General features: G+C 70.6%; 17 protein-coding genes. 9 read left to right on the top strand and 8 right to left on the bottom strand.

Features of this window, described 5'->3' with window-relative positions:
* Positions 1 to 209: 209 nt before the first annotated feature.
* A complete protein-coding gene (gene parE / locus CSC68_RS08030) occupies positions 210 to 2099 on the bottom strand; it encodes a DNA topoisomerase IV subunit B (protein ID WP_162203042.1) in 1890 nt (629 codons plus the stop codon).
* 193 nt (positions 2100 to 2292) lie between these two features.
* Here parE and CSC68_RS08025 point away from each other — a divergent pair, with 193 nt between their 5' ends.
* The 9 genes from CSC68_RS08025 (at position 2293) to truD (ending at position 10063) form a co-directional block, all read left to right on the top strand.
* A complete protein-coding gene (locus CSC68_RS08025) occupies positions 2293 to 2553 on the top strand; it encodes a hypothetical protein (protein WP_162203041.1) in 261 nt (86 codons plus the stop codon).
* Positions 2554 to 2695: 142 nt separating this feature from the next.
* Complete coding sequence (gene pyrG, locus CSC68_RS08020; protein WP_162203040.1) at positions 2696 to 4360, top strand: CTP synthase; 1665 nt, start codon at positions 2696 to 2698, stop codon at positions 4358 to 4360.
* A 111-nt stretch (positions 4361 to 4471) separates the two neighbouring features.
* Positions 4472 to 5305: a 3-deoxy-8-phosphooctulonate synthase gene (gene kdsA / locus CSC68_RS08015; protein WP_162203039.1), complete on the top strand. Its 834-nt coding sequence runs from the start codon at positions 4472 to 4474 to the stop codon at positions 5303 to 5305.
* Between the two features lie 235 nt (positions 5306 to 5540).
* A complete protein-coding gene (gene eno, locus CSC68_RS08010) occupies positions 5541 to 6833 on the top strand; it encodes a phosphopyruvate hydratase (protein ID WP_162203038.1) in 1293 nt (430 codons plus the stop codon).
* A gap of 13 nt (positions 6834 to 6846) precedes the next feature.
* Positions 6847 to 7170, top strand: coding sequence for a cell division protein FtsB (ftsB, locus tag CSC68_RS08005; RefSeq protein WP_162203037.1), 324 nt, complete (start codon positions 6847 to 6849; stop codon positions 7168 to 7170).
* The gene (gene ispD / locus CSC68_RS08000) at positions 7167 to 7859 is read left to right on the top strand and encodes a 2-C-methyl-D-erythritol 4-phosphate cytidylyltransferase (protein ID WP_211365711.1); all 693 of its coding nucleotides are present in this window, start codon (positions 7167 to 7169) and stop codon (positions 7857 to 7859) included. The genes ftsB and ispD overlap by 4 nt, the downstream gene beginning before the upstream one ends.
* Positions 7860 to 8082: 223 nt before the next feature.
* Entirely contained in the window at positions 8083 to 8493 is a 411-nt protein-coding gene (locus CSC68_RS07995) for a hypothetical protein (RefSeq protein ID WP_246193486.1), read from the top strand.
* A gap of 11 nt (positions 8494 to 8504) precedes the next feature.
* Positions 8505 to 8999 carry a 2-C-methyl-D-erythritol 2,4-cyclodiphosphate synthase gene (gene ispF, locus CSC68_RS07990; RefSeq protein WP_162203035.1) on the top strand — a complete coding sequence of 165 codons (495 nt, stop codon included), beginning with the start codon at positions 8505 to 8507 and terminating at the stop codon, positions 8997 to 8999.
* An 8-nt stretch (positions 9000 to 9007) separates the two neighbouring features.
* Complete coding sequence (gene truD, locus CSC68_RS07985) at positions 9008 to 10063, top strand: tRNA pseudouridine(13) synthase TruD (protein WP_162203069.1); 1056 nt, start codon at positions 9008 to 9010, stop codon at positions 10061 to 10063.
* A 388-nt stretch (positions 10064 to 10451) separates the two neighbouring features.
* Here the strand turns inward: truD and bamA are convergent, their stop codons facing one another.
* The 7 genes from bamA to pyrH all read right to left on the bottom strand — a co-directional run bounded on the left by bamA (position 10452) and on the right by pyrH (position 18574).
* On the bottom strand, positions 10452 to 12857 hold the full coding sequence (bamA, locus tag CSC68_RS07980) for an outer membrane protein assembly factor BamA (protein ID WP_162203034.1): 2406 nt from the start codon (positions 12855 to 12857) through the stop codon (positions 10452 to 10454).
* A gap of 70 nt (positions 12858 to 12927) precedes the next feature.
* Positions 12928 to 14286 (bottom strand): RIP metalloprotease RseP, encoded by a 1359-nt coding sequence (gene rseP, locus CSC68_RS07975; protein WP_162203068.1) that lies wholly within the window; start codon positions 14284 to 14286, stop codon positions 12928 to 12930.
* A complete protein-coding gene (locus CSC68_RS07970; protein WP_162203033.1) occupies positions 14279 to 15505 on the bottom strand; it encodes a 1-deoxy-D-xylulose-5-phosphate reductoisomerase in 1227 nt (408 codons plus the stop codon). Before CSC68_RS07970 ends, rseP begins: the two co-directional genes overlap by 8 nt.
* Before the next feature lie 13 nt (positions 15506 to 15518).
* On the bottom strand, positions 15519 to 16382 hold the full coding sequence (locus CSC68_RS07965; protein ID WP_162203032.1) for a phosphatidate cytidylyltransferase: 864 nt from the start codon (positions 16380 to 16382) through the stop codon (positions 15519 to 15521).
* The gene (gene uppS / locus CSC68_RS07960; RefSeq protein ID WP_162203031.1) at positions 16379 to 17122 is read right to left on the bottom strand and encodes a polyprenyl diphosphate synthase; all 744 of its coding nucleotides are present in this window, start codon (positions 17120 to 17122) and stop codon (positions 16379 to 16381) included. Before uppS ends, CSC68_RS07965 begins: the two co-directional genes overlap by 4 nt.
* A 25-nt stretch (positions 17123 to 17147) precedes the next feature.
* On the bottom strand, positions 17148 to 17705 hold the full coding sequence (gene frr, locus CSC68_RS07955) for a ribosome recycling factor (RefSeq protein WP_162203030.1): 558 nt from the start codon (positions 17703 to 17705) through the stop codon (positions 17148 to 17150).
* 146 nt (positions 17706 to 17851) lie between these two features.
* Positions 17852 to 18574, bottom strand: a complete 723-nt coding sequence (gene pyrH, locus CSC68_RS07950) for a UMP kinase (RefSeq protein WP_162203029.1) — start codon at positions 18572 to 18574, stop codon at positions 17852 to 17854.
* Positions 18575 to 18602 lie beyond the last annotated feature (28 nt).

Raw genomic sequence — 18602 nt, 5'->3', positions numbered from 1 at the left:
GCGACGGCACGGTACTGGTGTGGAAGCTGGTGGAGCGGCCGTAGCCGCGTCCTCGGAGCGCGACGGCGCGTGAGCCGTCGCTACGGCCCAGCCAGCGCGTCGTCCGGTCGGGAGCCCGGGTCGCATCCCGGTACACATCCCGGATGCGCTTCGCTTATCCGGGCTACGTTTCCGCGAATCCCGAATCCCGAATCCCGAATCCCGGCCCTTCAGACTTCCAGCGAAGCCAGGTCGCCCTTCGTCTCCAGCCACGCCTTGCGATCGCTTGCCCGCTTCTTCGCCAGCAGCATGTCCATCAGGGCGCGGGTCTGCTCGCCGTCGTCGACGGTCAGTTGCACCAGGCGGCGGGTGTCGGGGTGGATGGTGGACTCGCGCAGCTGCTGCGGGTTCATCTCGCCGAGGCCCTTGAAGCGGGTCACGCTGACCTGGCCCTTGATCTTCTCGCGGGCGATCTTCTCCAGCAGCAGGCGCTTCTCTTCCTCGTCCAGGGCGTAGAACACCTGCTTGCCCACGTCCACGCGGAACAGCGGCGGCATGGCCACGAACACGTGGCCGGCGGCGACCAGGGCGGGGAAGTGGCGCAGGAACAGCGCCGACAGCAGGGTGGCGATATGCAGGCCGTCGGAGTCGGCGTCGGCCAGGATCACGACCTTGCCGTAGCGCAGGCCGGTGAGGTCGTCCTTGCCCGGATCGCAGCCGATGGCCACGGCCAGGTCGTGCACTTCCTGCGAGGCCAACACGCTGCCGGAGGCCACTTCCCAGGTGTTGAGGATCTTGCCGCGCAGCGGAAGGATGGCCTGGAAGTCCTTGTCGCGGGCCTGCTTGGCGCTGCCGCCGGCCGAGTCGCCCTCCACCAGGAACAGCTCGGTACGCGACAGGTCCTGGCTGATGCAGTCGGCCAGCTTGCCGGGCAGGGCGGGCCCCTGGGTGACCTTCTTGCGGGTCACCTGCTTCTCGGTCTTCAGGCGCGCGCTGGCGCGGTCGATCGCGATCTGGGCGATCTTCTCGCCCATCTCCACGTTCTGGTTGAGCCACAGGCTGAAGGCATCGTGCGCGGCGCCTTCGATGAAGCCGGCGGCCTGGCGCGAGGACAGGCGCTCCTTGGTCTGGCCACTGAACTGCGGGTCGCTCATCTTCAGCGACAGCACGAAGGCCACGCGATCCCACACGTCCTCCGGCGCCAGCTTGACGCCGCGCGGCAGCAGGTTGCGGAAGTCGCAGAACTCGCGCAGCGCGTCGGTCAGTCCGGTACGCAGGCCGTTGACATGGGTGCCGTGCTGGGCGGTCGGGATCAGGTTGACGTAGCTTTCCTGCACCAGCTCGCCTTCCGGGATCCAGGCCACGGCCCAGTCCACCACCTCGGTCTCCTTCTTCAGCGAGCCGCTGAACAGGTCCGGCGGCAGCATCTCGCGGCCGGCCAGCTCGCCCTTCAGGTAGTCGCGCAGGCCGTCCTCGTAGTGCCAGGTGTCGCGCTCGCCGGAGGCCTCGTCGAACAGGGTCACGGTCAGGCCCGGGCACAGCACGGCCTTGGCCCGCAGCAGGTGGCGCAGGGCGCGGACGTTGATCTTCGGGCTGTCGAAGTACTTCGGATCCGGCCAGAAGCGCACGCGGGTACCGGTGTTCTTCCTGCCGACCGTGCCGACCACTTCCAGCGGGGTGGCGCGGTTGCCGTCGCGGAAGGTGATGCGGTGCTCGGCGCCCTCGCGCTTGATGTGCACCTCGACCAGGGTGGACAGGGCGTTGACCACGCTCACGCCCACGCCGTGCAGGCCACCGGAGAAGGTGTAGTTCTTGTTGCTGAACTTGCCGCCCGCGTGCAGGCGGGGAAGGATCAGTTCCACGCCCGGGATCTTCTCCTCGGGGTGGATGTCCACCGGCATGCCGCGGCCGTCGTCGGACACCTCGCAGCTGCCGTCGCGGTACAGGGTGACCTCGACCGAGCGCGCATGGCCGGCCAGCGCCTCGTCCACCGCGTTGTCGATCACCTCCTGCGCCAGGTGGTTGGGACGCGAGGTGTCGGTGTACATGCCGGGCCGGCGCTTGACCGGGTCCAGGCCTGACAGGACTTCGATGTCGGCGGCGTTGTAGCGGCTGCTCATGGAACCTTCGGGTGACGCGGAAAATGACGCGCAAGTGTGCGGCCTGGCTCCCGTTTTTGCACCCCCGGTCGTGTCCGCGCCCCCTGTTCAGGGGGGCGCAGGCCCGGCGGACGTATAAGGGACACGCGGCCCAGGCCGCGCCGGCCGCCTCCCCCGGGGCGCCGGCTGAGGACCCTGCAGCGGAGGAGCTGACATGAACCGACGCCTGATCTGGAGTGCCGTGGCCGCCCTGGCCGCCGTCGCCATCGCCATCCCGGTGCTGGCCCAGGACCGCCAGGCCCCGCCCGACCGCCAGCGCGCGCTGGCCGAGCACAAGGCCCAGGAAGCCCGCGACAGCGCCGAGGCAAACGAACGCGCCCAGCGCCGCGAGGCCGCGCGCTCGGGCAACGACCCGCGGAACAAGGCCAGGCCGCAGCGCGAGGAAGAGGAAGAGCAGGAGCGCGAGCGCCGCTGAGGCGCCATTCAGGACCTGTTCCAGGCCCGCCGGCCCTTGTCCGGCGGGCTTTTCCGCCCGAGCCCGGCGGGTGGCCGGGCCTGCGGCGGCTTGGGCTTGGGCGGTCGAGCCGGTAAACTACGGCTTTCCGGAGCCCCGCCAGATGACTCCCCTTATTTTCGTTACCGGCGGCGTGGTGTCCTCGCTTGGCAAGGGCATCGCCGCCGCTTCGCTCGCGTCCATCCTCGAGACCCGTGGCCTGAAGGTCACGATGATGAAGCTGGACCCGTACATCAACGTGGACCCGGGCACCATGAGCCCGTTCCAGCACGGCGAGGTCTACGTCACCGACGACGGTGCCGAGACCGACCTGGACCTGGGCCACTACGAGCGCTTCGTGCGCACCCGCCTGAGCCGCAAGAATTCGGTCACCACCGGCCGGATCTACGAGGCGGTGATCCGCAAGGAGCGCCGCGGCGACTACCTCGGCGCGACCGTGCAGGTGATCCCGCACATCACCGACGAGATCCGCCGCTGCATCGACGAGGCCACCGAGGGCTACGACGTGGCCCTGGTCGAGATCGGCGGCACGGTCGGCGACATCGAGTCGCTGCCGTTCCTGGAGGCGATCCGCCAGATCCGCGCCGAGCGCGGTCCGGAGAAGGCGCTGTTCATGCACCTGACCCTGGTGCCGTGGATCGCCGCCGCCGGCGAGCTGAAGACCAAGCCGACCCAGCACTCGGTCAAGGAGCTGCGCTCGATCGGCATCCAGCCGGACGTGCTGCTGTGCCGTTCCGAGCAGCCGCTGCCGGACGGCGAGCGTCGCAAGATCGCGCTGTTCACCAACGTCCCCGAGCGTGCCGTCATCTCGGTGCAGGACGTGGACGTGCTGTACAAGCTGCCGATCGAGCTGCACGCCCAGGGCCTGGACGCGCTGGTGGTCGACCGCCTGCGCCTGCAGCCGCCGCGCCCGGCCGACCTGCACGAGTGGGAGGCCGCGGTCGATGCCACGGTCAACCCGGTCGACGAGGTCACCATCGCCGTGGTCGGCAAGTACGTGGACCACAAGGACGCGTACAAGTCGGTCGGCGAGGCGCTCAAGCACGGCGGCCTGCGCCAGCGCACCCGGGTCAACCTGAAGTGGCTGGAGTCGCAGGACGTGGAGAGCACCCCGGCCGAGCAGCTGCTGGGCGACGTCGACGGCATCCTGGTGCCGGGCGGCTTCGGCGACCGCGGCTTCGAGGGCAAGGTCCTGACGTCCAGGTACGCCCGCGAGCATGGCATCCCGTATTTCGGCATCTGCTACGGCATGCAGGCGGCGGTGGTCGACTTCGCCCGCCATCGCGCCGGCCTGGAAGGCGCCAACAGCACCGAGAACGACAAGCAGTGCCCGCACCCGGTCATCGGCCTGATCACCGAGTGGCGCACCAGCACCGGCGAGGTCGAGAAGCGCGACGAGAAGTCCGACCTGGGCGGCACCATGCGCCTGGGCCTGCAGGAGCAGCGGCTCAAGCCGGGCACCCTGGCGCGCGAGCTGTACGGCAAGGACGTGGTCGCCGAGCGCCACCGCCACCGCTACGAGTTCAACAACCGCTACCGCACCCAGCTGGAGGACGCGGGCCTGGTGATCGCGGGCAAGTCGATGGACGACACCCTGGTCGAGGTCATCGAGCTGCCGCGCGACGAGCATCCGTGGTTCCTGGCCTGCCAGGCGCACCCGGAGTTCCTGTCCACGCCGCGCGAGGGACATCCGCTGTTCGTCGGCTTCATCCGCGCCGCGCGCGAGAAGAAGGCCGGCGGCAAGCTGCTGAAGGAAGCGCGGGCCTGATGCCCGCGGGACGGTTGCCGCGGCCTTCGCGGCAACCGTGGTCCACTGCAAGATCCAGTCGCGATGACCTGCGCCCGCGCGGCGCCCGCGGCCCCAGAGAGGAATGAAGCGATGAAACTGTGTGGATTCGAAGTCGGCCTGGACCAGCCGCTGTTCCTGATCGCCGGCCCCTGCGTCATCGAATCGATGCAGCTGCAGCTGGACGTGGCCGGCCAGCTCAAGGAGATCACCGGCAAGCTGGGGATGAACTTCATCTTCAAGTCCAGCTTCGACAAGGCCAACCGCACCTCCGGCACGAGCTTCCGCGGCCCGGGCATGGAGGAGGGCCTGAAGGTCCTGGCCGAGGTGAAGAAGCAGATCGGCGTCCCGGTGCTGACCGACGTGCACGAGTACACCCCGATGGACGAGGTCGCCTCGGTGGTCGACGTGCTGCAGACCCCGGCCTTCCTGGTGCGCCAGACCGACTTCATCAGGAAGGTCTGCTCGGCCGGCAAGCCGGTGAACATCAAGAAGGGCCAGTTCCTGTCGCCGTGGGACATGAAGCCGGTGGTGGAGAAGGCCAGGTCGACCGGCAACGACCAGATCCTGGTCTGCGAACGCGGCGCCAGCTTCGGCTACAACAACCTGGTCAGTGACATGCGCTCGCTGAGCGTGATGCGCGAGACCGGCTGCCCGGTGGTGTTCGACGCCACCCACTCGGTGCAGCTGCCAGGCGGCCAGGGCACCAGCTCCGGCGGCCAGCGCGAGTTCGTGCCGGTGCTGGCGCGCGCCGCCGTGGCCGTGGGCGTGGCCGGCCTGTTCGCCGAGACCCACCCGGATCCGTCCAAGGCCCTGTCCGACGGGCCCAATGCCTGGCCGCTGGGCAAGATGGAGGCGCTGCTGGAAACCCTGCTGGCGCTGGATTCGATCACCAAGAAGAACGGCTTCATCGAGCAGACGCTCTGAGGCCCGGGGCCGGCGCCTGCCGGCCCGCGGATGACGACCGACGGGCGCCCCGGAAAGGGCGCCCGTCTTCTTTCCGGCAATCGCGGCCGGTCCGCGGTCGCGTGGCCGCCAGCCGTTTCCGGGGCAACGAAGCGCCGGGTGCAAGTGACGGAAACTGCGGGGGAAAAGCCGCCAAGACGGTCCGGGCTCCGTTAAACTTCCTGGCGACTCCACCCACCGGACGCTTGCCATCTCCATGACCAGCATCGCCAAGATCCACGCACGCGAGATCCTCGACAGCCGCGGCAACCCCACCCTGGAGGCCGAGGTCACCCTGGCCGATGGTTCCTTCGGCCGCGCCGCGGTTCCGTCCGGCGCCTCCACCGGCACCAAGGAAGCGGTGGAGCTGCGCGACGGCGACAAGACCCGCTACCTGGGCAAGGGCGTGAAGAACGCGGTGTCCAACGTCAACGGCGCCATCGCCGAGGCCCTGGCCGGCTTCGACGCCGCCGACCAGCAGGGCCTGGACCGCCGACTGATCGACCTGGACGGCACCGAGAACAAGGGCCGCCTGGGCGCCAACGCGCTGCTGGGCGTTTCGCTGGCGGCCGCCCACGCCGTGGCCGCCTCGAAGAAGCAGCCGCTGTGGCAGTACATCTCCACCATCACCGAGGCGAACGTGTCGCGGCCGGTGCCGATGATGAACATCATCAACGGCGGTGCGCACGCCGACAACAACGTCGACTTCCAGGAGTTCATGATCCTGCCGGTCGGCGCCGCCTCCTTCTCCGAGGCCCTGCGCGCCGGCACCGAGATCTTCCATTCGCTGAAGGCGGTGCTGAAGGGCCACGGCCTGAGCACCGCGGTCGGCGACGAGGGCGGCTTCGCCCCGGACTTCCGCAGCAACGTCGAGGCCCTGGACACCATCCTCGAGGCGATCGGCAAGGCCGGCTACAAGGCCGGCGAGGACGTGCTGCTGGGCCTGGACGTGGCTTCCAGCGAGTTCTACGACAACGGCAAGTACCATCTGGTGGGCGAGAACAAGCGCCTGTCCTCCGAGCAGTTCGTCGACTTCCTGGCCGACTGGGTCGCGCAGTACCCGATCATCACCATCGAGGACGGCCTGGCCGAGGACGACTGGGCCGGCTGGAAGCTGCTGACCGAGCGCGTCGGCAGCAAGGTGCAGCTGGTCGGCGACGACCTGTTCGTGACCAACCCGAAGATCCTCAAGCAGGGCATCGACTCGGGTACCGCCAACGCGATCCTGATCAAAGTCAACCAGATCGGCACGCTCAGCGAGACCCTGGACGCCATCGCCATGGCGCACAAGGCCAACTACGCCTCGATCGTGTCGCACCGCTCCGGCGAGACCGAGGACACCACGATCTCGGACATCGCCGTGGCCACCACCGCGACCCAGATCAAGACCGGCTCGCTGTGCCGCAGCGACCGGGTGGCCAAGTACAACCAGCTGCTGCGCATCGAGGAAGCGCTGGGCGGCTCGGCCCGCTACGCCGGCCGCGACGCCTTTGTCTCGCTGAAGCGCTGAGCGAGGATCGCCCGTGCTGCGCTGGGTGCTCCTGGGCCTGCTCATCCTGCTGGGATGGCTGCAGTACAGGCTCTGGTTCGGCATCGGCAACGCGGGCGAGGTCACCGCACTCGCGGCGCAGGTCGAAGCCCAGCGCCGCGAGAACGCCGGCCTGGAGGAACGCAATGCCGCGCTGGCCGCGGAAGTGCGCGACCTCAAGGAGGGCGTGGCCGCGGTGGAGGAACGTGCGCGCAGCGAGCTGGGCATGATCAAGCCGGGCGAGGTGTTCTACCGGGTGGTCGAGGACCAGCCGCAGCGCACGCTGCCCCGGCCGGTCCAGCCGCCGGAGGAGGATTGATGGGCAGCATCTGGGCCGTGGTCCCGGCGGCGGGACGTGGCACCCGTTTCGGCGGCGAGGTCCCCAAGCAGTACCTGGAAGTGGGCGGCAAGCCGCTGCTGGTGCACACGCTGGATGCCCTGCTGGCGCACCCAGCCGTGGCCGGAGTGGTGCTGGCCCTGTCCGGCGATGATCCGCGCTGGCCCGGCTGGCACGAGTACCGCGGCAAGCCGCTGCTGGCCTGCACCGGCGGCGACAGCCGCGCCGCCTCGGTGCTGGCCGCGCTGCAGGCGCTGCCCGAATCCGTGCGGCCCGACGATTTCGTCCTGGTCCACGACGCCGCCCGGCCCAACCTGGCGCTGGACGACCTGGACCGGCTGCTGGAGCGCGGCCGTGCCGATCCGGTGGGCGCGATCCTGGCCGCGCCGGTGCGCGACACCCTCAAGCGCGCCGGCGACGACGGCGGCATCGACCGCACCGAGCCGCGCGAGCGCCTCTGGCGCGCGCTGACCCCGCAGCTGTTCCGCCGCCTGCAGCTGACCCGCGCGCTGGAGGCGGCCGCGGCCGAGGGCGTGGAAGTCACCGACGAGGCCATGGCCTTCGAGCGCCAGGGCCTGCGCCCGCTGCTGGTGGAAGGCCGCGAGGACAACTTCAAGGTCACCACGCCGGCCGACCTGGCGCGGTTCGAATTCGAGCTTTTGCGGCGCTGAACCTCGCCGCGCGACAGGAAGGTCGCGGTGCGGAAAGCGTGGCTCCATTTGCATGACGCGCCGCCGGCCTGCCCGGCCATCGCCTGTTCCAGCGATCACTGCTTGCCGGGGCGCTGGCCAGCAGTTCCTGGCCCTCGGGGTGCTGGTGCCTTCGGGCGTGACACCGGATGAGCTGGGAAACGTGGGCGTGGGATCCGGCTGGCGGGTTTTCCCCGGAGTGGGGGTGGTCGCGCCGGTGGGGGAATCCCTGCTGTTGGGCGGGCACGCTCTGGCTCATGCCGCAGCGCTGGAGCATTCCGGCAGCGCACTCGTGGCGGGTATCGCCTGGGGCATGCTGCACGGCCTGTTCGCTCCGGCCCGGTTCTTCGGCACCGGGTTCCCGTTCCTCGTCTTCGTCTTCGCCTGTTGCTGGATGACATGGCGGCAGCGTTCGTTCCGGCACGCCCTGGCCGCCGCCGCGTTGCCGCACGCGGCGCATAACCTGCTGGTGCGTTCGGTCGGAGCCCTGTCCGGCCGGGATGGCCTTCCCTCCACTCCGGAAGGGCCGGCTCATGCCAGCTCCCGCGACGGGCGGGACAGGGCAGGGCGAGGCACAATAGCGGCCGACATGCCGGCATATCCGGCAACCACCTGAAAACCTGCGACATGGCAATCGACACCCCTCCCTTCCGCATCGGCCAGGGTTACGACGTCCACGTGTTCGGCGAGGGCGACCACATCATGCTCGGCGGCGTGCGCGTGCCGCACGACCGAGGCGTGGTCGCGCACAGCGACGGCGACGTGGCCCTGCACGCCCTGTGCGACGCGCTGCTGGGCGCGCTGGCGCTGGGCGACATCGGCGTGCATTTCCCGCCCAGCGACGAACGCTGGCGCGGCGCCGACAGCCTCGGCCTGCTGCGCCACTGCGTGGGCCTGGTCGGCGAGTGCGGCTGGAAGCTGGGCAATGCCGACATCACCATCGTCTGCGAGCGGCCCAAGGTCGGCCCGCACGCGGCGCTGATGCGCCAGCGCATCGCCGAGACCTGCGGCGTGGACCTTGGCGCGGTCAGCGTCAAGGCCACCACCAGCGAGAAGCTGGGCTTCACCGGCCGCGGAGAGGGCATCGCCGCCCAGGCCGTGGCCCTGCTGGTGCGCGCGTGAGCGGCGACATGCAGGCTTTCGGCGCGCCGGTGCTGTCGGCGCGTATCCGCAGCGTCCCGGAGGACTTCCGAGTCGAGGAGCTGGACGGCTTCGAGGCCAGCGGCGACGGCGAGCACCTGCTGCTGACCATCGAGAAGCGCGGCATGAACACCGGCTTCGTCGCCGGCGAAATTGCGCGCTGGGCCGGCGTCCCGGAGGTCGCGGTCGGCTACGCGGGCCTCAAGGACCGCCATGCGGTGACGGTCCAGCGTTTCAGCGTGCAGCTGCCCGGGTGCGAGCCTCCGCCGCTGGAGACCCTGGAGCGCGACGGCCTGCGCGTGCTCGCCCAGGCGCGCCACAAGCGCAAGCTGCCGCGCGGTGCGCTGGCGGGCAACCGCTTCGTGCTGGTGCTGCGCGGCGTGGAAGGCGACCGCGAGGCGATCGAGGAACGGCTGCGGCAGATCGCCGCCCGTGGCGTGCCCAACGCCTTCGGCGAACAGCGCTTCGGCCATGGTGGCGGCAACATCGCCAAGGCTCTGGCGATGTTCGCCGGCAAGCGGGTGGGGCGCGAGCAGCGCTCGATGCTGCTGTCGGCGGCGCGCTCGGCGCTGTTCAACCAGGTGCTGGCGGCGCGCGTGGCCGATGGCAGCTGGGATCGCGGCCTGGACGCCGAGGGCTGGGCGCTGGAGGGCAGCCGCAGCGTGTTCGGACCGGAGCCGATGGGCGAGGAGATCGCCGCGCGCCTGGCCCGCTTCGACATCCATCCCAGCGGCCCGCTGTGGGGCCGCGGCAGCCTGCGCAGCGAGGGCGCCTGCCAGGCGCTGGAGCTGGCGGCGATCGCCGACCCGACTGCGTTGAAGCTGCGCGAAGGCCTGGAGCGGGCCGGCCTGGAGCAGGAGCGGCGTGCCCTGCGCCTGCGGCCGCAGGACCCTGCCTGGCGCTGGCCGGACGACGACGTGCTGGAACTGGCGTTCGCGCTGCCGGCCGGGTGCTACGCGACCTCGGTGCTGGACCAGCTGGGTCGGATCGAGGATGCCGCCGCGCGTCCGCTGGCGGCCGGGGAGGGCGGGCCGGTGCCCGCGTAACACGGAACAAGCGAAGCGTATCCGGGGGAGCGACGCGCCACGCGGGAATGCGATCCGGCAGGGTGCGTGGGGCTCGGCAGGCGTGTCATCCCGGATGCGGCCTGCGGCCTTATCCGGGCTACGCCGGGCCGGATCGAGGAGGCCGCGGGACGTTCCGCCATCCGTAGCCCGGACAAGCGAAGCGCTTCCGGGGGAGGAACGTGCAACGTGGGGCTGCGATCCGGCAGGGGGCATGGGGGCCCGCAGGCGTGTCGTCCCGGATGCGGCCTGCGGCCTTGTCCGGGCTACGCCCGGTACGCGGCCGCGGCGCCGGAGCCTGCCAGCAGGGGCCGGATACACGAAGGGCGCCGCGAGGCGCCCTTCGTGCATGTCCACCTGGCGGTGGCGGTCAGAATCCGCCGCCGAAGGTGAACTGCAGCCGCTCCAGTTCGTCGCCGTCCTGCTTGCGGAACGGGAGCGCGTAGCTGATCGAGATCGGGCCGACCGGCGCGCGCCACAGCAGGGCCACGCCGGCAGAGGCACGCAGCTCGCCGCTGTCGAAGTCGTCGATGCCGTTGTAGACGTTGCCGAAGTCGACGAAGGCCGAGACGCGCGCGGCATTGCTGTCGAACAACCTCGGGAACACCAGCTCGACCTGGCCCACGGTCTTCAGCGAGCCGCCCAGCGCCTGGCCGCGGCGGTAGCCGGCGACGATCTCCGAGCGCGGACCCAGGGTGTTGTCGCGGAAGCCGCGCACCGAACGGGTGCCGCCGGCGTAGAAGTTCTCGAAGAACGGCAGGCCCGAGGCGCTTACCGTCCTCTGGTAGCCCGGTGCGCCGGGGGTGCAGGGGTCGGCGGTGACGCCATCGACCGGGACGCACAGGTCGCGGGTGGTCTCGCTGCCGTAGCTGTCGCCGTAGCCGAGGTCCAGGCCGGTGCGGAGCACGAACGACGGGCTCAGCATCCAGTACTTGGAGAACTCGTAGTTGATCTTGTAGTACTCGGCGGTCGAACCCGGGAGGGTGGTCTCCAGGCCGATGCGCTGGTACGTGCCTCGGGTGGGCATGAAGAAGTCGTTGCGGGTGTCGCGCGCCCAGCCCAGTTCGGTGCGCCAGGCGTGGAAGGTGCGCTGGCCGACGGCGTCCAGGTAGTCGACGATCGACTGCGGGGTGTAACCCGGCCAGGCCTGGATCTGGTTGCTGTCGATGCCGAACAGCAGCGAGACGGAGCTGTGCTCGGTGATCGGCAGGCCCAGCACGGTCTGCAGCGCAGCGTTGGTGCTGTTGTACTGGGCGGTGTTGAAGTCCGAGTAGTCCAGCTCGCGCCACCACAGGTTGTAGCCGAGCGACATGCCCTCGTCGGTGAAGAACGGATTGACGTAGGAGAACGCGTAACGCTGCAGGTAGTCGCTGCGCTGCGCCTCCACCGACACGCGGTTGCCGCCGCCGAGGAAGTTGCTCTGCGACAGCTGCACCGACGCGGTCATGCCGGCCAGCTGCGAGTAGCCGAGGCCGAACACGAAGCTGCCGGAGGTGGTCTCCTTGACGTTGAACACCACGTCGACCTGGTCCCCGCTGCCGGGCACCTGCGGGGTCTCGACCTCGACGGTCTCGAAGTAGCCCAGGCGGCGCAGGCGCACGGTGGAGCGGTCGATCGCGGCCTGCGAGTACCAGGCGTTCTCGAACTGGCGCATCTCGCGGCGCAGGACCTCGTCGGAGGTGCGCGAGTTGCCCTTGAACACGATGCGGCGCACGTTCACGCGCGGGCCGGGAATGACCTGCATGTTGATCGCGACGGTGCGGTCGGCGCGGTTCGGCGTCGGGATCGGGTTGACCCGGGCGAAGGCGTAGCCGATGTTGCTGAGGGTGTTGGTGATGGCGTCGGAGCTGATTTCCAGCAGCGCCCGCGAGAAGGTGTCGCCGGGCTTCGGGATCACCATGCGCTCGACCACGTCCTGCGGCAGGATGGTGTCGCCGGTGACGCGGACCTCGGAGATCTTGTAGACCTCGCCCTCGGTGATCGAGGTGCTCAGGTACATGTCGCGCTTGTCGGGGCTGATCGACACCTGGGTGGAGTCGATGCTGAAGTCGACGTAGCCGCGGTCCAGGTACCAGGAGTTGAGCTTCTCCATGTCGCCGGAGAGCTTTTCCTTGGAGTACTGGTCGTCGCGGCGGTACCACGACAGCCACGAGCTTTCCTTGGACTCCCAGCTGTCCAGGATCAGCTCGTCGTCGAACGAGTCCGCGCCCACCAGGTTGACGTGGCGGATCTTGGCCGCCTTGCCTTCCTTGATGTCGATGGTCACGTCCACGCGGTTGCGGTCCAGCTTGTTGACCGTGGGCGTGATCTGGACGTTGTACTTGCCGCGGTTGTTGTACTGGCGGGTCAGCTCCTGGGTCACGCGGTCCAGGGCCAGGCGGTCGAAGGTCTCGCCCTCGGCCAGGCCGATGTCCTCCAGGCCGCGCAGCAGGTCCTCGCTCTTGATGTCCTTGTTGCCGTTGAGCGTCAGCCGGTTGATCGCCGGGCGCTCGGTCACGGTCACCACCAGGATGTCGCCCTGGCGGTCCAGGCGCACGTCCTCGAAGAAGCCGGTGCGGTACAGGGCACGCACGGTCTCGCCGGCCTTGGCCGGGTCCAGGACCTCGCCGCGTTCGACCGGCAGGTAGGTGAAGACCGTGCCGGCGGCGATGCGCTGCAGCCCGTCGATGCGGATGTCCGCGACGGTGAACGGCTCGGCCGTCTGCGCCATTGCCGACAGGCTCAGGGACGAGGCGAGGGCGAGGGCGAGCAGGCGGCGAACAGGGAATCGCGTCATGTCACATCCGGTGGAAAGCGGTAATCGGGGGCAAGGTGTCACCGGCGCCGTACGCCGGGAGTCATCGGGGTCATCGCGGGAGCAGGCCCAGCAGGTCGTTGTAGAAGGCCAGGCCCATCAGGCCGGCCAGCAACGCCAGGCCGACGTACTGGCCGGCGGCCATCGCCCGCTCGCTCAACGGACTGCCCTTGATCAACTCGATCGAATAATACAGGAGGTGACCGCCGTCCAAGATCGGGATGGGCAGCAGGTTGATGATCGCCAGGCTCAGCGACAGCAGCGCGAGGAAGTACAGGAACCAGTCGGCCCCGCGCTTGGCCGAGGCGTTGGCGGCGCGGGCGATGGTGACCGGGCCGGACAGGTTCTTCACCGAGGCCTCGCCGGTGACCATGCGCCGCATCATCCCCAGCGAATCGGAGGCCAGTCGCCCGGTCTCGCGCAGCGCGGCGGGGATGGCGGCCAGCGGGCCGAAACGCTGCACCGCGTCGTAGGCCGGGGCCTGCGGCGGGGCCATGACGATGCCCAGCTCCCAGGCGCCCTCGCGCGCCGGATCGGTGCTCCGGCGCGGCTCCAGCTCGATCGCCAGGCGCTCGCCCATGCGGTCGACCTCGACCATGCCGGCGCCGCCGCGTTCGCCCAGCTTGCGCACCAGCGGCGCGACCTCGTCCGCCGAGACCACCGCCTGGCCGTCCACGGCCAGGATCACGTCGCCCGGCTGCAGCCTTCCGGCCGCCGCGCCGTCCGCGCGCACCTGGTCGACGCGCGCCGGCGCCAGCATGAAATGCCAGACCAGGCCGGCGTGTTCGGCGAGCCGGCGCTCGTCCACCTGCTCCGGCAGCTGCGACAGGCGCAGGGTACGGGTGGAGGCCTGGCCCGATGCATCCTCGACCACGACCTCGATGTCGCGACGGTCCAGGGCCGGGGCGGCCAGGGCCAGGGAGGCATCGGTCCAGGTCGCGACCCGGCGGCCGTCCACCGCGACCAGGCGGTCGCCGCGCTGCAGCCCGGCCGAGGCGGCCACGCCTTCGACCCGGCCCAGCACCGGGGCGTAGTCCTGGCGGCCGACCATGAACATCACCCACAGCAGGGCCACGCACAGCAGCAGGTTGGCGGCCGGACCGGCGGCCACGATCGCGATCCGGCGCCATACGCCCTGGCGGTTGAACGCATGGGCCTGGCGGGTGACCGGCACCTCGCCCTCGCGCTCGTCCAGCATCTTCACGTAGCCGCCCAGCGGGATGGCGGCGATGGCGAATTCGGTGCCGGCGCGGTTGCGGCGCGACCACAGCGGGCGGCCGAAGCCGACCGAGAAGCGCAGCACGTCGACCCCGCAGCGGCGGGCCACCCAGTAGTGGCCGAACTCGTGGAACGTCACCAGCAGGCCGAGGCTGACGACCAGCCACCAGACGGAGCCGACGAAGTCACCCAGGGCGGGCATCCGGGAGCGGGTTGTTGCGGGCACCGCCGTGGGAACGGTGGTCGATCATCTGGCGGGTCACTCGGCGTGCGTCCGCGTCGGCCTGCAGCAGCGCGTCCAGGGAACTGGCGGGCGCGGCTGGCAGTGCGGCGAGGGCGTCCTCGACCAGTGCGGGAATGGCTAGGAAACCCACGCGCCCCTGAAGAAAGGCTGAAACCGCCTCCTCGTTGGCCGCGTTGAGCACCGCCGGGGCGGTGCCGCCGGCTTCCATCGCTCCCCGGGCCAGGCCCAGGCAGGGGAAGGCGTCGGTGTCCGGGGCCTCGAACTCCAGCCGGCCCTGGGCCAGCAGGTCCAGGCCCGACACGCCCGATTCGATCCGCTCCGGCCAGCCCAGGCCCACCGCCAGGGCGGTACGCATGTCGGGCAGGCCCAGCTGGGCCAGGGTGGAGCCGTCCACGTACTCGACCAGCGCATGGACCAGGCTCTGCGGGTGCACCAGCACGTCGATCCGCGAGCCGGGCAGGCCGAACAGGTGGTGGGCCTCGATCACCTCCAGGCCCTTGTTCATCAGCGTGGCCGAGTCGACCGAGATCTTCGGGCCCATCGACCACTTGGGGTGGGCCACGGCCTGGGCCGGGGTGACATCGGCCAGCGAGGCCTGGCTGCGGCCGCGGAATGGACCGCCGGAGGCGGTCAGCACGATCCGGCGCACGCCTTCGCCGCGGCAGGAGCGCAGGCACTGGAAGACCGCGCTGTGTTCGCTGTCGATCGGCACGATCTCGGCCCCGGCGTCGCGCACGGCGGCCATCACCAGTTCGCCGGCCAGCACCAGCGATTCCTTGTTGGCCAGCAGCAGGCGCTTGCCGGCGCGGGCCGCCGCCAGGGTCGAACCGAGGCCTGCGGCGCCGACGATGGCGGCGACCACGGTGTCGCAGTCAGGCCCTGCGGCCAGGGCCTCCAGGGCCTCGCCACCGGCGTGGGCGAGGGTGGGCAGGCCGGCCTCGCGCAGTCCGTCGCGCAGGCGCGCGTACCGGGCCGGGTCGGCGATCACGGCGTGCTCGGGCCGGTGCCGGACGCACAGCTGGACCAGGGCGTCGACCCGGCCGCCGGCGGCCAGCACGGTGGCGTGCATGCGCTGCGGGTGGCGGGCGATGACATCGAGGGCCGAGGTCCCGATGGAGCCGGTGGCTCCGAGGACGGCGACCCTGCGGATGTCGGCGGGGGAATGCATGGGGAAGTCTCGCTCAGAACCCGGCGATTTCCTTGCCGATGGCGAAGACCGGCAAGGCGGCAAGCACGCCGTCGATGCGGTCCAGGACGCCGCCGTGGCCCGGGATCAGGTCGCCGGAATCCTTCACCCCGGCCTGGCGCTTGAGCAGGCTCTCGATCAGATCGCCGGCGATGGAGAACAGGGTCGCGACCAGGGCGACGAGCGCCAGGGCGGGCCACTGCGGGAGGCCGGCGCCCGCCAGCCAGCCGAAGCCCAGGGCGGCGGCGATGCCGGCGACCACGCCGCCGGCGGCGCCCTCGATGGTCTTGTTCGGGCTGATGGTCGGGGCGAGCTTGTGCCGGCCGAGGTGGCGGCCGGCGAAGTAGGCGCCGGTGTCCGCGGCCCAGACCAGGGCCAGGGCCGCCAGCAGCCAGCGGTGGGCTATCGGCTCGGCGGCCTCGCCCAGGGCGGTGAAGCCGTCCGAGTGCACCAGGCACAGGGCGCACCAGGCGGGTACTACCGCCAAGGTGCCGGCGGCGAGCTTGAAGGCGCGGGTGGCCGGACGGTCGGCGGCGCTGAAGCCGGGGCGCCACAGCCACAGCAGGGACAGCACCCAGCCAGCGGCGCCGGCGAGGGTCACCAGCTGGAACAGGGCGGGGGAGAATCCGCCCTCGCCGCGCGAGGCCCAGACCAGCAGGACCATCAGCAGCAGGTTCAGGCCGACCAGCACGGTGCGCGGCAGGCTGTCGTCGACCCCGGCCAGCTTCAGCCATTCCCACAGGCCGGCGAGCATGATCAGGGCCGCCACTGCCGCCAGCCATGGCGTGGGCAGCAGCAGGATGGCGGCGATGGCCGTCGGGGCCATCACCAGGGCGGCGAGTACTCGGGTTCGGGTCATGCGGAGGTCTCCGCGATCTGCGCGCTGGTCAGGCCGAAACGGCGCTCGCGCCGGCCGAAGTCGTCGAGGGCGCGCTGCAGCACCTCGGCGTCCACGTCCGGCCACAGCGTGTCGGTGAACCAGAGCTCGGTGTAGGCCAGCTGCCACAGCAGGAAGTTGCTGACCCGGTGGTCGCCGCCAGTGCGGATGAACAGGTCGGGTGGAGGCAGGTCGGCGAGGGCGACGTGGGCGCCCATGGCGGCCTCGTCAATCTGTTCGGGGTCAGGGCGCCCGGCGGCCCCTTCGCGGGCCAGGGCGCGGGCGGCCATGGCGATGTCCTGGCGACCGCCATAGCTGGCGGCGACGGCCAGCTCGAGCCGCCCGTTGCCGGCGGTCTGGGCCTCGGCCGTGGCCATGCGCTCGCGGATCGCCGGGGTGAAGCGCGAGCGGTCGCCGATGAAGCGCAGGCGCACGCCGCGGGTGTCGAGGGCGCCCACCTCGCGCTCCAGCGCGCCGAGGAACAGCTTCATCAGCGCGCTGACTTCCTCCTCCGGCCGGCCCCAGTTCTCGCTGGAGAAGGCGAACAGGGTCAGCACGCCGATGCCGCGCTCGAGGCAGAAGTCGATGGTGCGCTCGGCCGCGCGCGCGCCGGCCCGGTGGCCGACGACGCGCGGGCGGCGACGGCGCTGGGCCCAGCGCCCGTTGCCATCCATGATGATGGCCAGGTGGCGGGGAACCGTCGGGCTCGCTGGGGCTGACATGGCGGTCATGCGGATGGCAGACCGCTCAGACCGCCATCAGTTCCTGTTCCTTCGCCTTGACCACCTCGTCGACGTCCTTGATCGCCTTGTCGGTGATCTTCTGGATCTCGTCCTCGGCGCGGCGCACGTCGTCCTCGGTGATCTGCTTTTCCTTCAGCAGGTCCTTGACCTGCTGGTTGGCGTCGCGGCGGATGTTGCGGATCGCGACCTTGGCGTCCTCGCCTTCGCCGGCCACGACCTTGGCCAGCTCACGGCGGCGCTCCTCGGTCAGGGCGGGCAGGTTGAGGCGGATGGTGGTGCCGGCGGTGTTCGGGGTCAGGCCCAGGTCCGAGCCCAGGATGGCCTTCTCGATCGGGCCGACCATGCTCTTGTCCCAGGGGGTGATCACCAGCGAGCGGGCATCGGACACGGAGACGGCGGCGACCTGCGAGAGCGGGACCTCGCTGCCGTACGCGCTGACGCGGATGCTGTCGACCAGGCCGGTCGAGGCGCGCCCGGTGCGGACCTTGACGAGGTTGTGGCGCAGGGCCTCGATGCTCTTGGCCATGCGGGCCTGCGCGTCTTGCTTGATTTCGTTGATCATCGCCGTGTTTCCTGGTGTAGCCGAATCGGCCGATTATACGGGTAATGCCGCGCCAGGCCCCGGCAGCGGCACCGCGCCGGACGGGCGGCACGAAAAGGGCCGCGCGAGCGCGGCCCCGGGAGGGCTTGCGGGATGGCGCGCCGGGCTCAGCGGCGGGCGCGGACCAGGGTCCCGATCGGCTGGCCGCGCAGGATCGCCATCAGGTTGCCCGGCACCGACAGGTCGTAGACCCGCAGCGGGATGCCGTGGTCGCGGCACAGGGCGAAGGCGGCCGTGTCCATCACCTGCAGGTCGCGGGCGATGACCTCGTTGTGGTCCAGTTCCTCGAAGCGCACCGCGTCGGGGAACTTCTTCGGGTCCTTGTCGTAGACGCCGTCGACCTTGGTGGCCTTGAGCAGCAGGTCGGCGTTGATCTCGATCGCGCGCAGGGCGGCGGCCGAGTCGGTGGTGAAGAAGGGGTTGCCGGTGCCGGCGGCGAAGATCGCGATCCGGCCCTTCTCCAGGTGGCGGACGGCGCGGCGGCGGATGTAGTCCTCGCACACGTCGTTGATCTTGATCGCGCTCATCACCCGGACCTTGCCGCCGAGCTTCTCCAGCGCGTCCTGCATCGCCAGGGCGTTGATCACCGTGGCCAGCATGCCCATCTGGTCGCCGGTCACCCGGTCCATGCCCCCCGCGGCCAGGCCCGCGCCGCGGAAGATGTTGCCGCCGCCGATCACCAGGGCGATCTCGGCGCCGGCCTCGCGGGCCTCCAGGACCTCGCCGGCGATGCGCCGGATCATGGCCGGATCAATGCCATAGTCCTCCGACCCCATCAGCGCTTCTCCCGAGAGTTTCAGCAGGACGCGGCGATGGACGAGATCGGACATGGGGGGCCTCGGGGGGGTAGGGGTGGGC

This window comes from Pseudoxanthomonas suwonensis, from assembly GCF_010093235.1.
GTDB classification, from domain to species: domain Bacteria; phylum Pseudomonadota; class Gammaproteobacteria; order Xanthomonadales; family Xanthomonadaceae; genus Pseudoxanthomonas; species Pseudoxanthomonas suwonensis.
Note: the sequence above shows the minus strand (reverse complement) of the source record. Positions and strands in the feature narration are given on the sequence as shown.